This window comes from Slackia equolifaciens, assembly GCF_003725995.1.
Lineage (GTDB): Bacteria > Actinomycetota > Coriobacteriia > Coriobacteriales > Eggerthellaceae > Slackia > Slackia equolifaciens.
This window is the reverse complement of sequence record NZ_QIBX01000025.1, coordinates 1-15,189: the sequence shown is the minus strand read 5'-3', so window position 1 is coordinate 15,189 and position 15,189 is coordinate 1. Positions and strand designations below refer to the sequence as shown.

General features: G+C 58.4%; 9 protein-coding genes and 1 pseudogene. 2 read left to right on the top strand and 8 right to left on the bottom strand.

Features of this window, described 5'->3' with window-relative positions; all coding sequences use genetic code 11:
* Nucleotides 1–154: 154 nt before the first annotated feature.
* The 8 genes from DMP06_RS10560 to DMP06_RS10525 form a co-directional block, all read right to left on the bottom strand.
* The gene (locus DMP06_RS10560) at nucleotides 155–2,722 is read right to left on the bottom strand and encodes an ATP-dependent Clp protease ATP-binding subunit (protein ID WP_123209698.1); all 2,568 of its coding nucleotides are present in this window, start codon (nucleotides 2,720–2,722) and stop codon (nucleotides 155–157) included.
* 264 nt (nucleotides 2,723–2,986) lie between these two features.
* Nucleotides 2,987–4,807, bottom strand: a complete 1,821-nt coding sequence (locus DMP06_RS10555; RefSeq protein WP_123209697.1) for an LPXTG cell wall anchor domain-containing protein — start codon at nucleotides 4,805–4,807, stop codon at nucleotides 2,987–2,989.
* Nucleotides 4,808–5,296: 489 nt separating this feature from the next.
* Nucleotides 5,297–6,700 (bottom strand): YlbE family protein, encoded by a 1,404-nt coding sequence (locus DMP06_RS10550; protein WP_123209696.1) that lies wholly within the window; start codon nucleotides 6,698–6,700, stop codon nucleotides 5,297–5,299.
* Between the two features lie 9 nt (nucleotides 6,701–6,709).
* On the bottom strand, nucleotides 6,710–8,254 hold the full coding sequence (gene fdrA, locus DMP06_RS10545) for an acyl-CoA synthetase FdrA (protein WP_123209695.1): 1,545 nt from the start codon (nucleotides 8,252–8,254) through the stop codon (nucleotides 6,710–6,712).
* A 2-nt stretch (nucleotides 8,255–8,256) separates the two neighbouring features.
* Nucleotides 8,257–9,102 (bottom strand): oxamate carbamoyltransferase subunit AllH family protein, encoded by an 846-nt coding sequence (locus DMP06_RS11920; protein WP_123209694.1) that lies wholly within the window; start codon nucleotides 9,100–9,102, stop codon nucleotides 8,257–8,259.
* A gap of 50 nt (nucleotides 9,103–9,152) precedes the next feature.
* On the bottom strand, nucleotides 9,153–10,820 hold the full coding sequence (locus DMP06_RS10535; RefSeq protein WP_181443054.1) for a xanthine permease: 1,668 nt from the start codon (nucleotides 10,818–10,820) through the stop codon (nucleotides 9,153–9,155).
* Nucleotides 10,820–11,497, bottom strand: coding sequence for a cysteine hydrolase family protein (locus tag DMP06_RS10530; protein ID WP_123209693.1), 678 nt, complete (start codon nucleotides 11,495–11,497; stop codon nucleotides 10,820–10,822). Before DMP06_RS10530 ends, DMP06_RS10535 begins: the two co-directional genes overlap by 1 nt.
* Nucleotides 11,494–13,065: a permease family protein gene (locus tag DMP06_RS10525; protein WP_181443053.1), complete on the bottom strand. Its 1,572-nt coding sequence runs from the start codon at nucleotides 13,063–13,065 to the stop codon at nucleotides 11,494–11,496. The genes DMP06_RS10530 and DMP06_RS10525 overlap by 4 nt, the downstream gene beginning before the upstream one ends.
* Before the next feature lie 215 nt (nucleotides 13,066–13,280).
* Here DMP06_RS10525 and DMP06_RS10520 point away from each other — a divergent pair, with 215 nt between their 5' ends.
* The gene (locus DMP06_RS10520) at nucleotides 13,281–14,918 is read left to right on the top strand and encodes a PucR family transcriptional regulator (RefSeq protein ID WP_123209692.1); all 1,638 of its coding nucleotides are present in this window, start codon (nucleotides 13,281–13,283) and stop codon (nucleotides 14,916–14,918) included.
* A 115-nt stretch (nucleotides 14,919–15,033) separates the two neighbouring features.
* Nucleotides 15,034–15,189, top strand: a pseudogene (locus DMP06_RS11775) (carbamate kinase); the annotation flags it as partial.

Below are 15,189 nucleotides of genomic sequence, written 5' to 3'. Positions count from 1 at the left end.
CCGGCATATCGTACATTTGCATCTTTTGCCAGGTTTTGCATCTTTTGCAAACTATTGCAAGTTTTGCAAGCTAAGAGCGCTAAGGTTGGCCACTCCATAGCAAATGAGGGCACCCACATGGATGCCCTCGTGTCTGAGTCCAGCATGCTCCTCGCTAGTCGGCAGCTCCGTCAGAGACGCCCGGCCCGCCGCTTCCGGCGTGCGCCAGGTCGAACTGCGGCAGAAGCGTTTCGGCCTCGCGCGCAATGCTGTCGCGCTTACGCGGCGCGGGAATCTCGCCCTGGCCCTCGGTGAACGTGAGCTCGCCATCCACGACGTCCACATCGATCACGCTGCCTGCATGCCACTTGCCCTCCAGAATCTGCTCGGAAAGCGGGTCCTCCAGCAAGCGCTGAATGGCACGACGCAGCGGACGTGCGCCCATGGCGGTATCGGTGCCCTCCTCGGCGACGAGCTTGTTCGCCGCCTCCGTCAGGTTGATGGTCATGTTCTGCTCGATCAGACGATCGCGCAGGTCGGCCACCATGAGGTCGACAATCTGCAGGATCTCGTCGGCGGTCAGGCTCTTGAACACGATGATCTCATCCAAACGGTTGAGGAACTCGGGGCGGAAGAGCTTCTTGAGCTCGCTCATCACGCTGCTCTTGATTTCCTTGTCGGAAAGGCCCCTCTGCGACTCGGGCGCAAATCCCAGCGGCGCGTCCTGCGCGATCTCGCGGGCGCCCACGTTGGACGTCATGATGATCACCGTATTGCGGAAGTCGACCGAACGACCCTGCGCATCGGTCAGACGACCCTCCTCCAGAATCTGCAGGAGGATGTTGAACACATCGGGATGCGCCTTCTCGATCTCGTCGAACAGCACCACTGAATAGGGGCGCTGGCGCACCGCCTTGGTGAGCTGGCCGCCTTCATCGAAGCCCACATATCCCGGAGGCGATCCCACCAGGCGGCTTACGCTGTGCTTCTCCATATACTCGGACATGTCGAAGCTGATGAGCGCCTCCTCGGAGTTGAACAGGAACTCGGCGAGCGCCTTGGACAGCTCGGTCTTGCCCACGCCCGACGGGCCCAGGAAGATGAACGAGCCGGCAGGACGTCGCGGATCCTTGAGGCCGCTGCGCGAGCGTCGGATGGCCTTAGACAATGCGGTCACGGCTTCATCCTGGCCTATGATGCGCTCATGCAGCACGCCTTCCATGCGCAGGAGCTTTTCGGTCTCGGCCTCGGTCAGGTTGCTCACGGGCACGCCGGTGGACATGCTCACCACGTCGGCGATTTCCGCCTCGCCCACTTCGCCCAGCTCGCGCTCGGTTTCCTCAGAGAACTTCTTCTCGGCCTCCTCGCGCTTGGCAACAAAGGATTTCTCCTGGTCACGCAGGGCAGCGGCACGTTCGAAGTCCTGCGCGGCGATGGCCTGCTCCTTGTCCTTGCGAACGCGGCGCAGCTCCTCATCGATTTTCATCACGTCGTCGGGCAGCTTGCGGCTGCGGATGCGCATGCGCGCGCCCGCCTCATCCAGCACGTCAATCGCCTTGTCGGGCTGGAAGCGGTCCTGGATGTAGCGGTTCGAAAGGCTCACGGCAGCATGCAGCGCCTCGTCGGAGTAGTGCACGTGATGGTGCGCCTCGTAGCGATCGCGCAGACCCGTGAGAATGCGCATGGTCTGCTCCTCGGAGGGCTCGTTGACCACGATGGTCTGGAAACGACGCGCAAGCGCCGAATCCTTCTCGAGATGCTTGCGATACTCCTCGGTGGTGGTGGCGCCGATCACCTGAATCTCGCCGCGTGACAGAGGGGGCTTGAGGATGGCGGCGGCATCGATGGACCCTTCGGCCGAGCCGGCGCCGATGATGGTGTGCATCTCGTCGATGAACAGGATGACGTTGCCGTCTTTGATGACCTCTTTGATGACCTTTTTCAGGCGCTCCTCGAACTCGCCGCGGTATTTGCTGCCCGCCACCAACGCCGAGACGTCAAGCGTCACCAGGCGCTTGCCGCTGATGATATCGGGCACCTGATCGGCCACGATGAGCTGCGCCAGTCCTTCGGCCACGGCGGTTTTGCCCACGCCCGGCTCGCCGATGAGCAACGGATTGTTCTTCTGACGGCGCGAGAGCACCTGCATCACGCGCTCGATTTCGGCGGCACGGCCAATAACGGGATCGAGCTTGCCCGCGCGCGCTTTGGCGGTCAGGTCGGTGCCGAACTCCTCTAGCATGCTGCTTTCGCCACGCGCCTCGCCGGTGCCGAAGAACGGCACGCCTGCGGCCACGGGGCTCGGCTGACCCACCAAATCGTTGAGCGCGGTGCGCACCTGATCGAGCTCCACGTTCAGACGAGAAAGCACGTCAACTGCGCTGCCCTCGCCCTCGCGCACAATGCCCAGCAGCAGATGCTCGGTGGAGATATAGGTCTGTCCCATCTGCATAGCCTCGCGCAGGGCGTGCTCCAGGATACGGCGCACACGCGGCGTGAAGGACAGATGTGCAGAAGGATCCAGCGATTCATCGGGAACGTTGTTTTTGCGAACCTCGTTCAAGGCGTCGTCATAGGTCACGCCCACGTGCTCGAGCGCCTGCGCCGCCATGCCCTCGGGCTCTTTCGCCAAGCCCAAAAGCAGGTGCTCGCTGGCTACATGGGGCTGTTTGAGCTGGCGCGCCTCCTCCTGGGCCAGCACCAGCACATGCTTGGCCTTGTCGGTGAATTTCTCAAATGCCATGGGGCCTCATTTCCTGCGAAGCTGGCGGCAGATCGCATGCGGGGCCTCCTGCCCTTTTCTGCAATTTCCGCTCGCCAAACTAGACATGCCTCGTATTTTTCCGAGTTATCCTAGCACTCTTGGCCCCAGAGTGCCAATGCAAGCGCACCACGATGCCATTTCGTTACATCGCGTACATAAAACGCAAACCGCTCCTAATGCGGGTCACCGCCAAAGCCCGCCCGGTTGCCCATCTGCACAAGCGTTTACGCCGGATGGCAATCCTCACTTCTTCCGCTTCAAAGCGATCACAGAGGCGCCGGCGGCCGCAAGGGCAATGCACCCGCATGCAAACGCAGCGAAGAGCACGAAGCTCGAAGAATCGCCCGTCTTCGCCAGCACCCCGCCCGCCGAGGAGTTGTGCCCGGCCTGTTTGGCCGCATCCGAAGCATCCGACCCTCCTTGAGCAGGCGTGCCGTTGCTTCCCGGTTTCGACGCCCCGTCGCCCGCGGTCGAAGCGCCGTCCCCATTGGCGCCACCAACATCGCCGCCATCCGCGCCCCCGCCGCTGCCGCCCGATGAGCTGCCGCCGTCGCCGCCATGGGGGCCGCTGTCGCCGCCGTCGCCGTGAGAATCATCGCCGCCGTGAGCGCCATTGCCTCCGTCGTCGCCTCCCGAGGAAGCGTCTTTCTCCGCCACGGTCACGTTCAGCGCACGCACGACCGCATGTCGCTTTGCGTCATAGCCCAAAACGCCGTCATAGTCGTAAGCCTCATCGTCAACCGGCAGCTCGGCATCAAATTCGATCGTACCCGTCTTTCCCATCACCGCATCGGGCGTTTCCCATGCCCAACCGTTCGGCAGGGCGACGCTGGACAAGGCCTGCCCCACCGTGCCGGAAAGCCCCGAGGGCTGCACCACCTTCGGCGCCACCTGCTTGGTGGTCGCGGCAACGCTCACGCTTTCGGACGGAGCCCATGAGCCGTTGCCCGCATGACGCGCGTAAATGACATAGGACGTATGCGGGGTGAGCCCTTCGAACAGCGGAGATGTCTGCCAGGCGCTGCCGTCTATGCTGAATTCCAGACCGCCGTATTCATCGTTTGGCTCGAGCCCCTCAACCTCGATGGAGACAGACGTGCGCCCTACAACCTTCAGCGTGCCTGACGGCTTGGGGGCGGGTTCGAGCGAATTGTGGTAGGTGTTATCACGCCACTTGTACACCGTGCCGCCTTCGAAAGAGGGGTACGACGCCTCGCCCAGATTCTCTTTCCAGGCGCCCGACGGGGTTTCCCCGTTCAGAAGCCATGCCACCTCGCCAGACGCCAACGCATCGGCGCTTTTGAACTCGCCACCGCCCGAAAGCTCCGAAGCGCCTTCGAGGCTATAGCTGTTTCTCACCGTAGTGCCAACGGAAAACGCTCCTATCATCGCACCTGTGGCGCTCGAGTCGCTTCCGTTGACGCCGCCCACGTTCAGGCAGCTTTCGACCGAGCTTCCCGAAGCGCAGAACGCAGCGATACCGCCGGCGCTTTTCTGGCTCGTGATGGCGCCTGAATTCGAGCAGTCCAGCACCTTTGAGCCGGTGCCCAGCCGCCCCACTATGCCGCCCGCATTGGTGCGCCCCGAGATTTGCGCCTCATTCTGGCATCTCTCAAAAACACTGCCGCCCATGTCGAAACCGGCGATGCCTCCCACGTATCGACTATTGGAAACCTTGGAGTCGCCCGAAACGATAAGATTTTGCACGTGGGCGCCCGAAACCACACCGAACATGCCGCCGTATTCGCCGGGAGTCGCGTTGACCAGATTCCGCACGGTGTGCCCTTGCCCGTCGAATGAGCCAGTGAACGGCCGGAACTCGGCCGGGCCAATGGGCGACCACGTTTTACCGGAAAGATCGATATCAGAGGTCAGAACCGCATTCAGGTCGGTTTCTCCCCTGTTCACACGCGAGGCGAATGAAGCGAGGTCAGAGGCGCTGGCGATCTCTACGGTCTCCTCCTGCGCATGCGCGGGTGCAGGCAGCGCGCACCAGTACATGAGTGCGGCAAAGAGCATCATGCCCATGCCCGCAAGCTTAAAGAGGGGTTGGACACGACGCACGGAATCCGCTTGAGACCATGCTCTTGCCTGCCCTGCAAGCTTAAAGAAGCAAGACCCCTGCCGTTTACTTGTCTGCATTGCGTTACACATCCCAAACCCCCGCTTCCATCGCACCGACCTGAGCGATAATCAAACAAATACACCCATCGTATGCTCACGACGCGAAGTCGTTTTAAGGGAGTTAAAAACCTTTCCACGAAACCACCACAAGCCCGCTGACATGCCCAAATGCAATACATGCAATACGTTTGCGCTCAATAAAAGATGGCGCCGCATTCTGCACAGGTCGATGCGCGCGTCGCGGGCAAGCTGACCAGCAGCTCGGCGCTGCACACTACGAACGTATGCGTTCTCAACAATCCTTAAACGAGAACAGTCTACGTGACGCCCGATCATTACGGTTTGGCCATACCGACCATCTGAAAAACACCTGCAAACAAAAAAAGACGACCATAAGAATGGCCGTCTTTGAAGCCCCGCCTGGATCGCCTACATAAACGCTTCGGTGCATGCAAGCAGTGCCTTTTCGAAACATTCCATAGGGGGATGCACGATACCGGCCCCAACCTGGCCGACGCCCGCCACTCTGTGCGCAATGCCGGTGTTTATCACGGGCAAGATACCCGTTTCCACCACTTTCATAACATCAATGCCGGTGGCAGCGCCGCGGAAATCCAGCACCGGAAGCGAATACGACGGGTTCTCGGACTCCGTAATTTCATACATCTGCTCGCTGAAGGCGATGGCATCAGGAACGCTTCCGCCCACAAACTGCACGATGGAAGGCGCAGCCGCCATGGCAAAGCCGCCGATACCCATAGTTTCAGTGATGGCGCTATCGCCCAAATCGGGGGCCGCGTCCTCTTCGGTAAACCCGGGAAACATCAACCCCTGCACCATCTGAGCAGGGCCCGTGAACCAGGTATCCCCCGCAAGACCAGCCACCTTGATTCCAAACTCAACGCCGTTGCGCGCCATGACGGTGACCAAGGTAGAGTTCGCAACCCCTTGAGCCGATTCGAGCGAGCATTTGCATGCCGGCATAGAAAGGTTGAGGAAATAGTGCTCGTTGTCGCAGATAAACGACAGCGCCTTTTTTGCCGCCTGAGGATCGACGTCTATCTCCATGAACCGAACGGACAGCTCGCGAACGAGTAGCGCCGTTGCCGCCTTGTTGCGGTTGTGGCACTCGTCGCCCATATTAAGCGCCTGGGCCGTGGTGCTTTTCAGATCTATGCCGCCGCACGCCTCGATCGCCTTGCGCATCACGGGCATGAACTCTTCCTCGATGCATTTGAGCCGATCGATGACCTCTTGGCTGTTCGCCCCAAAACGAAGCACTTTGCCCAAGCCCTCGTTTACGGTAGCGAAGCTCCTGTTGCCATGCGTTTTGTTTTCCACGATGTGGACGGGCATGCTGGGCGACACGACGCCGGACATAGGTCCCACGGCATGATGCTCATGGCAAGGAGAAAACTCTATCTCTCCCGAAAGGGCCAGCTCGTTTGCCTCCTCAGGGGTTTCGGCAAGCCCTTCGTAGACCAGCGCTCCCATAATGGCACCCTTCATGGGGCCACACATGTTCTCATAGGCAATCGGAGGACCGGCGTGCAAAATCGTCTTGTCGGTCATGCCGGGGATGACATTGCGCGCGTGATCTATGCCGACAAGCACCGGATGGGCGGCCTTGATGAGCTCGACCGCCTTTGCGTTGGCCTGCGCCACATCCTCTCGATTTCCAAGGGCATCAAGCGCAGCCACCAGCCGCGCGTCGCCTCCCGCCACAGGCTTCCAATCCACATGGGCACATGCAACGCCTTGGCGAACGATATCGTCTCGGAAAATCGACGTCCCCACATTGAGCGGCTTTATGCCGTCTGCAAACAAACCCATGATTCCTCCTTAAGCGCCAACGATAGCCAGCGCCGTTTCCACGGCATTAAGGTTGCTCTGGGCAATCAGAACGCCCGCCTCTTCAAGCATTGCGCATTGCTTTTGATAATCCTGATAATCGCGATCGGTTCCCAGAACGTAGCCGACAAACGCCATGTGGCGCCCCTGCTCGCCGGCGATTTTTTGCGCCTGCTCTATCGCCTCGATGGTCGCGCCCACAGGATCAGCGTTAGAGCCAAACCCCAGTTCGAAGTCGAGCAGAATCACGCCCACCGACTCATCCATCGCTTCGGCCACAATGCGGTCGCAGCGAATCGAGGGGTCGATCATGGGATGGGGCCTGCCCTTCGTGAACACGTCGTCGCCCAGATCGACAATGGTGTCACCCGTGCTCACAAACGGGTCGCTCATTTTCTGATGCGCCTTTTTGGCCACGTTGCTCACCACGCCATCGCGCACTTTGGACATCTCGAAAAGAGCCTCGGCGGCCAGCGTTCCGCCGCAGTACAGCGCGCGGATTGATTTCTGATTCGCCGAAAGCTTTCCGGCAAAACGCCGTGCCTCCTCAGCCACAGGGTAGACGCTCTTCCCCGATGAAGGCGCATCCTCCCCCTTTGACAGAGCCACAGCCTGGATGGCAGCGTCCTCTAGGCTGCGCGCGAACACGATACCGTCGCCGCCTCGATGCGCCTCGTCGGCGATAAAGCACACCACGACCGGCTTTGTGCACTGCTCAACGGCATGAAGCACCTTTTCGGCCACCTCAGGCACCGGGGGCTTCGACACCAAAACAATGACCGAGGTATCCTCATCATCCTCAAGCTTGGAAATGCCGTCGAGCATCATCATTCCGCCGACGGGTGCCGACAGGTCGCGGCCGCCGGTACCTATCGCCTGCGAGATTCCGCCACCCAGACGATCGATAATCACGCTCACTTCCTGCAAACCCGTTCCCGATGCGGCAACAATGCCGATCGAGCCGCGCCGCACGTCGTTTGCAAAACACAGCCCCACGCCGTCGATGATGGCGGTTCCGCAATCGGGCCCCATGACGAGCAGTCCCAGCTCATGGGCTTTGTTCTTAAACGCAACCTCATCTTCTACGCTCACATTGTCAGAAAACAACATGACGTTCATACCGCAATCGAGCGCCGCGTTTACCTCGCGTGCTGCATAATCACCCGCAACGGATATCACAGCCATGTTCAAATCGGCATCGTCGTCATTCGCCTGGTGAATGCTCCTATACGTTGCCTCCTTGCTTTTGGCGGCCTTCTTCTTTTTAGACTGCAAAAGCTCGTCAACCCGCACCACCATGCGCTCGCACGCCTCCTCATCGGGGCAGCGCAGAGCGATGAGCAGGTCATTGGGGCCGGCAGACTGAATATCGTCGCTGATAAAGCCGATGTTTTCTGCCAGCTCCTTGTTCATGTCCGTCGCCATAGAAACAACGGCGTCCTCTATTTCGTCCGATTTTTTCAGCTCATTGGTCAACGTCATCAATGAAACCGAGTCATGGTATGCGTTTTTTCGCACGCATATATACTGCGCCATAATCACATCTCCTTCTTTGCGATGCACGCACGAAGGCCGCACAGAACCCCACAGCTCATATCGAAACCCGAGCTTGCCCCTACACTCCACAGCAATTCGAGGGGACCATCAAGAGGCGCGCCCGTCGCACAGGCCTCTATCAACGCGATAAGGGATTCCCGAAAGCGCCCTTCAAGCGCGTAATGAATCATCCAGCGGCTGATATCAGTGGTTCTATCCGATGCATCCGCAAGATACGCATGCAGGCGAACAACCGCAGGATCAGCGGAACCTTTGAGAGAAAGCAGCACAGCGAAGGCGCCAACCAGAAAATCATCACCCGAGGGGGTCAAGCCGCACCCCAAACCAACAAGCCCCCGAACAGCGTCTTCGATAGATTCCTGAGACGCCAGGCATTTCTCAAACTGTCGCTGCGCCGCAGCAAGCCGCCTCTCCACGCGGGGGTCGAAAAATCCCCTGAAACGGGCTTGGTTGCCATCGACTCTCTCCGCGAACGCATAACACGAGTCCTGCAGAGCCCGCGTCTTTTCAAAGCGCGGAAGAACGCAGCTACGGTCAATCGCGCCTTTCGTCGCCACACTCAACGGCCCAACCGATAAGCCGCCCTGGAAAAAACGCGCGGACTCGCCTACCTCTATGCCCTGATCGGCAAAGTTCGTCCGCTGTGCCAATACGATTGATGCGGGGGCAACGTCAGGCGTTGGATTCAGAATGGTCACCAATCCCCCGCACCCATCAAAACAAACGTTCAAACTGTTGGCGTATACGCTATGAACGCGTCCCCGTCCGAAGTCGGCAACCTCGCGAATACGGCGTTCGACATAGCGCGCCTCAAACGTCGCACCCATAGCGTCACCTCCGAAGTGGGCAGCCGCACGGGGCGGCCGCCCTTTTTCCTTTACGCCGTGGCCTCTTCGGCCTTTTCCGGAGCTTCAGCCGAATCGTCAGGGGCCTTTTCATCAGCCTCTTCGTCGTCGATCGGCACGTTGTCGGCCTTGCGATAGTAGTTCATGGCAACAAGCACAACCGCCATGCCCAAATAGCCAATCATGACCTCGGGGGCTGCATTGATCCCAAACGAAGCCGCATGGATGATTCCGAAGAACGAAAGTACGGCGCCCACCAGGCTGTACACGGCCGCTCGCATGTAGCGTCGGTCAATCGTGTAGATGACGATCGAGGCGATAAGCATAGCGATAATGATGTCGCCGCCGCTCAGCCTATCCCATCCAAGGTAAGGCACGCCGTTGCCAGACAGGATGGCGTTGCTCACCGTGACCACGCCGTCCATGGGAATCTCGCTGATCGCCACGGAGATGTTCGACCCCGCCTGCGCCAGAGCGGCGTTGACAGAATCGATGACGCTGCCGATCTTACCCACGATAAAGCTGCCGATGTAGGGCATGAACGCCAAGATGACCGCAGGGAAATGACGCGGGGCGGCCGTCTCGAACGCCTGCTGGCCGATCACCATGCCGATGTACACCAGAATGGGAAGCAGCGCAGCCAGCGGAATCACGGCGCTTACAATCTCAAGCAGGCCAGTGAACGCCAGCAGAAGAATGGCAGCGCCCGTCAAAAACGAGTATCCGATGCGTGCGCCCGCGGCCTTCCAGCCGGGATGGCCGATATAGATGATCGTGGGAAACACGCTGCCGATGCATGAAGCCAGAATGGTAAGCACGGCAGGAACGCACATGGACTGCGCAACCGGGTACTTCTCGCCCGCAACCGCCGCGCTTTCCAGGTTATTCAGGCTCTCCAGGAAGTCATAAATGCCCAGAGGAATAGCCGCAGGAAGGAACGGAGCAATCTGAGCGAAGCCCACCGCAAACAAACCAACGGTCAGCTCAGGAATGGGAATGCCGAAATTAGAAGCGGCAGCTGTCACATTCGCCGGATCCATATAACCCGTCGCCCAAGCGATAATCGTGCCCACCAGAATAGCGAAGGCGCCCACAGGCATATTGAGCGGAAGACGCTTATGGGAAAGCCAGCCCACCATCAAAATGATGAAGCACACCATGCCGATCATGGGAGCCGCATACATCTCGCCGATAGGCACGCCCGAGATAAACGTCAGGGCAAAACCAGCCAGCGCTCCCAACATGGCGGCGCGGGGCAGATGCTCCTTGATCCACGGACCCACGAATGCACCCACCAGCATGATGATACCCTGAATCAGGTTCCACACGATACCCGTTGCCCAAGCAACCATCCAGTCCTGGGTCACCACGTACGTCGGCAGAATAACGCCCAACGCCACGGCGAAGTAATGCGGAACCGAAAGGCCGTACGGCATGGCGGTCACGTCGGCCCTACCTTCGCGGATGGACATGCGACGCGCAATGACGCCCAGAATGAAGTTGCCAAACGCGATAGAAAGCGCCGCGGCGGGAACGATACGCCCGAACACGATGTCGTTGGGCATGGCGATACCCGCCAAAAGGCCGATAGCCGTGAGGAAGTTGGTCAAAGAGTTGGAGAACAGGCCGAAAAAGCCGTTGATGTCACTTGACACCCACAAGGGCGTCCCTTTGCCCTTGGCTTCGATAGACTGCGCCATTAGTCCACCTCCAGCGCCGCAATTACCTTGTCATGCGTGGTGGCCCAGCCAAAAATACCGCCCTGCTGATGAATGTTGCGCACGGCAGCCTCATGGTCGGCGGGGTCGAAAGCGGCAGAACAGTCACTCAAAAGCAGACAGTCAAAGCCGCGGTCATTCGCCGCTCGAATCGTGGTGCTCACGCACACATGTGTGGTCACGCCGCACACGATCAAGTGCTGGATTCCGCGCGTACGCAGGATAAGCTCCAGGTCGGTGGCGTAAAACGCGTCCTTGCCCGGCTTGTCGATGACGATCTCACCCTCGATGGGATAGAGCTCGTCCACGATGTCATGGCCGTATTCCCCACGAACGAGAATGCGTCCCATAGGGCCCTCATCGCCAATGCCCGCGCCCTGCTTGCGCCCGCGGTTGAGCTTGGCGGGAGGGCAATCGGAAAGATCGGGCCTGTGGCCTTCGCGCGTATGGATGACCGTCATGCCCACCTCGCGCGCTTTGTCCAGCATGACCTTTACGGTAGGGATAATGCCCTTGGTCAGGGAAATGTCGTTGCCAAGCTTCTCCCCGAATCCGCCGTGTTCGCAAAAGTCGCGCTGCATGTCTATGATGACGAGAGCTGTATCTTCCAAAGAGAAATCGAACTCATACGGCAGAGCCTCTGCGGAATACGTCTTCACTGCAAGACCTCCTTCGATTCGCCGGCCTTCTCGCCGGCAACTTTTGAATTGTCGTCATGCGATTCGGCGGATCCTTTTCCGAAACGCAGGATGAGCACACTCACGGCAGCCATCAACAGGTATCCAAGCGATACCTCGGGCGCCATCGCAACGCCCACCGTCGGGGCATGAATGATTCCGAAAAACGCGAGCACTGCAGCCACCGCGCACACGACGCACAGCGCCATCGCACGCCGCTCAAGCATGAACACCAGAATGGTTGCCCACACGATGCCCATGATCACAGCACCGCCGCCCAGCAGGTCGAATCCGGCCCAATGCACACCCGCCGCATTGAATGCCTCTGCAGAAGGCATACTCACACCCGCTGCGCTGATGGCGTTTTCGATCTGCGTTTGGCCCCAATCTGCAAGCCAGGGCAGCATCGCCAGAATAACCGCCGGGAAATGGGCTTTGGGAACATGCTCGAACGCCTGCGTGCCAATGACCATACCTATATAGATAAGGACCGGCAAAAGAGAGACCAGAGGAATCACGCTGATGAGCACCGATGCAAGGCCGAACACACCCAGGAGCAGCACGCACACGCCCGTCATCCAGCTGTAGCCCAAGCGAGCACCTACCTGCTTCCACCCGGGGTGGCCGATGTACACCGCGATGGGAATGATGCCGCCGAAGCACGAGCCGATGACCGTGGCCATGCCGTCGGACAGCAGAACCTGGCGCGTGTTGTAGGAATCGCCTGCCGCGCTTGCGCTTTCCACGTTGTCGATGCTTTCCATGAAGTTGTAGATGCCCAGCGGAATGGCGGTTATCAGATAAGGTGCCGCGGCCTCAAGGCCCTCGACGATACCCCACGGCATGGGAATTGGCGGATACGCTCCAACATTTTGCAACGACGAAGAAACCTCATCGGGCGACATATAGCCCGACACCCAGCCGATTGCGACGCCCAAAATGATGGCCACCAAACCGGCGGGAAGATTAAACGGCATACGCACCTTCGCGACAAACCCCAGCAGAATCACGCCGAAGCACACAAAGGCGATATAGGGAACCTCCCAGCTCTGCAGGGCGCTGTTGGCCATGATGGACGTGATCGAAACGCCCGCCAGCGAGCCCAAAAGGGCGGCCCTGGGAACATTGTTCCTGATCCAAGGGCCAACCAGGATGCCGCAAAGCGCCACGACGCCCTCCACGAAGCACCATGCGATGCCCGCATACCACGCCAAAACCGGATCGCCGGTTGCCGTTTTCACAGGAAGGATGATCATATAGATAATCAGGAACATGTGGGGAACGCTGATGCCCGCCGGCAGAGCCGTGACATCAAACCGCCCCTCCTTTTTGGCCATACGCCACCCAAGGAACGTATACGCCATCGATGCCAGAAACACCCCGAGCCCCGTAGCCGGCAGAATACGGCCATATACCAAATCGGTAGGCATCTGAACGGTAAACACCAGCAAGCCCGTAAGCACCAACACGTTAGTGAGGTTGTTCGTGAACAATCCGAAAAACCCGTCGATATCGGACTTCTGGAATAGAGGAATACCCCTTGTGCCCATTCGCCATCATCCTCCTCTTGCGCCCGGACACCCTTCGCCTTGGCAGTGCGCCTCAGCGATACGAATTCGCCGCTCCCCCTTTCCCGTCTGACCTTACTTTTTCCTTTATGCGTATCATATGGAGTTTCAAGATTGACTTATTTAGCATCCAACGATAAAAAATAGCTTGTTTTATTGTCATCGTGTGCTGCACGGATTTGCCCTGAGGAGAAACCATGCCTGCAACCATCGGGGATATGCTTGAGCTGCCCAGCTTTGCCAACGCAAAAATCGTAGCCGGACGCGATGGGCTTCACCGAGTCGTCGACAGCGCGGCCCTGATGGAAGTGCCGGACATCTTCTCGTTTTTGCAGCCCAACACGATGCTGCTCACAACCTTGTTCCCCTTTGTGAACAATGAATCCCTTTTAGAGGAGTTCATTCCCCGGCTCTTGGAATGCAGCACCGCCGGTGTATGCATAAAGCCCCATAGATATATAGACGCCATTCCCCGCCATATGCTCGAACAGGCCGATGAACTGGGCCTACCCGTTATCGAACTACCGCCCGAAGCCAACCTCTCCACCATGGCGAACGACATACTTTCGCGCTCCCTCGACGAGTATATTGCGCAGATGCAGTATCGAAACAACGTTCACGTCTCGCTCACCGAGCTTCTGTTGAAGGAATCGGGGCTTGATGAGCTCACAGAACGCCTGGCAAAGTTGCTCTGCCGGAATGTTTTCATTTTGGGAAAGGACATGTCCTGCGTCTGCGCGGCTAATTCTGACGGATTGACCCTTGACCCCATGCAATCCATCACCGATGACAAGGCGGAAGAGTTGCGGCACAACAAGCGCCTTTTGCTCGCTGACCGCCATCTGTATCCAATCGTTGCTGGAAAGCACAGATTCGGGTACATCTACACGCCCTCCCGACCCGAGCGAGAGCGCGATTGCGAGAATCTAGATATAGCTATCGAGCAGGCCGGCATGCTTTTTGCCTCCTTCTTTCTGAAAAAAGAGGCCGTCGCCAAAAACCAGAAGAATTTTCGCGACGTATTCATTCGTGACCTGTTAAAAGGCGCTCTGACCTCTCCGTTTGAAATAAGCAATAAGATGGTCGCCTTCTCGATGCAGCTGGATTTCCCGCAGCCAGTGGCGTGCATAAAACTGTTTGACAACAGCGAAACCGCGCGAGAGAAGTTTTACGATCTGGTTATCAATTCCGGAATCGTCGACGGGAAGTATCCCCGGTTCACCAACCAACACAGCAAGCATATTTATCTTGTGTATTATGACGACCTGATTACCGTTGTGGGATGCTCCTGCTCGCCTGAAAAGCTCGAGACGTTTTTCCTTGAGCTGCTCCCCGACCTGTTTGAGCTTACACATGCCCGAAACGTCAAAATCGGAATCGGCATATCCGACCAGTGCGCTTCCGTGGGTGACTTATCAACGGCCTACCGGCAGGCCAAAACAACCCTTGAAACGGGAGCCGCCCTGAACAAGCAATCTTTTGTTGACACTTATGCGCAACGCCGCCTTTTTTCAATTATCGAACACGTCGACGACCGCCGCATACTGGAACAGTTCGTTATGAGCAAAATAGGGGCGGTCATCGACTACGACCGCGAAAACGGAACCGACCTCATGGAAACGCTCGGGCTGCTGATCGACGGTGAACTGAATTACAAAACCGTCGCTGAGCGTTCGTTCGTCCATTACAACACCGTTCGCTACCGCGCGACGAAGATAAAGCAGCTGGGCATCCCCCTTACACCAGGAAGAGATTTTGCCGAAGTGGTGGTGGCGCACGACTGTTGGATTTGGCTCAAAGCGTCCGAAGCTCAGCATGAGTCTTTTGTCTTATAACGCCATATATCAAACGTTTCTTTGTCGTTGTAAGCTAAAGGCATGAATAAGCGTGCTCAATATAATCGCTCTCGTTCCGTTTCATTGTGACATTTGCTAAAGGAGGAGAGGTCCAATGCCGTATATGAAAGGAGCGGGCCCCAGCGTCGTCATCGCGCTCGGCGGCAACGCCCTGGGCAACACGCCCCAGGAGCAGCTCGAGCTGGTGAAGAACACCGCCCGCCACATCGTCGACATGGTGGCCGAGGGCATCAACGTCATCGTGACCCAC

Bases quoted from the DNA above. Each gene is read 5' to 3' on its own strand.
- DMP06_RS10560 (WP_123209698.1), bottom strand. From the start codon at position 2,722: ATGGCATTTGAGAAATTCACCGACAAGGCCAAGCATGTGCTGGTGCTG.
- DMP06_RS10550 (WP_123209696.1), bottom strand. From the start codon at position 6,700: ATGGGTTTGTTTGCAGACGGCATAAAGCCGCTCAATGTGGGGACGTCG.
- fdrA (WP_123209695.1), bottom strand. From the start codon at position 8,254: ATGGCGCAGTATATATGCGTGCGAAAAAACGCATACCATGACTCGGTT.
- DMP06_RS11920 (WP_123209694.1), bottom strand. From the start codon at position 9,102: ATGGGTGCGACGTTTGAGGCGCGCTATGTCGAACGCCGTATTCGCGAG.
- DMP06_RS10535 (WP_181443054.1), bottom strand. From the start codon at position 10,820: ATGGCGCAGTCTATCGAAGCCAAGGGCAAAGGGACGCCCTTGTGGGTG.
- DMP06_RS10525 (WP_181443053.1), bottom strand. From the start codon at position 13,065: ATGGGCACAAGGGGTATTCCTCTATTCCAGAAGTCCGATATCGACGGG.
- DMP06_RS10520 (WP_123209692.1), top strand. From the start codon at position 13,281: ATGCCTGCAACCATCGGGGATATGCTTGAGCTGCCCAGCTTTGCCAAC.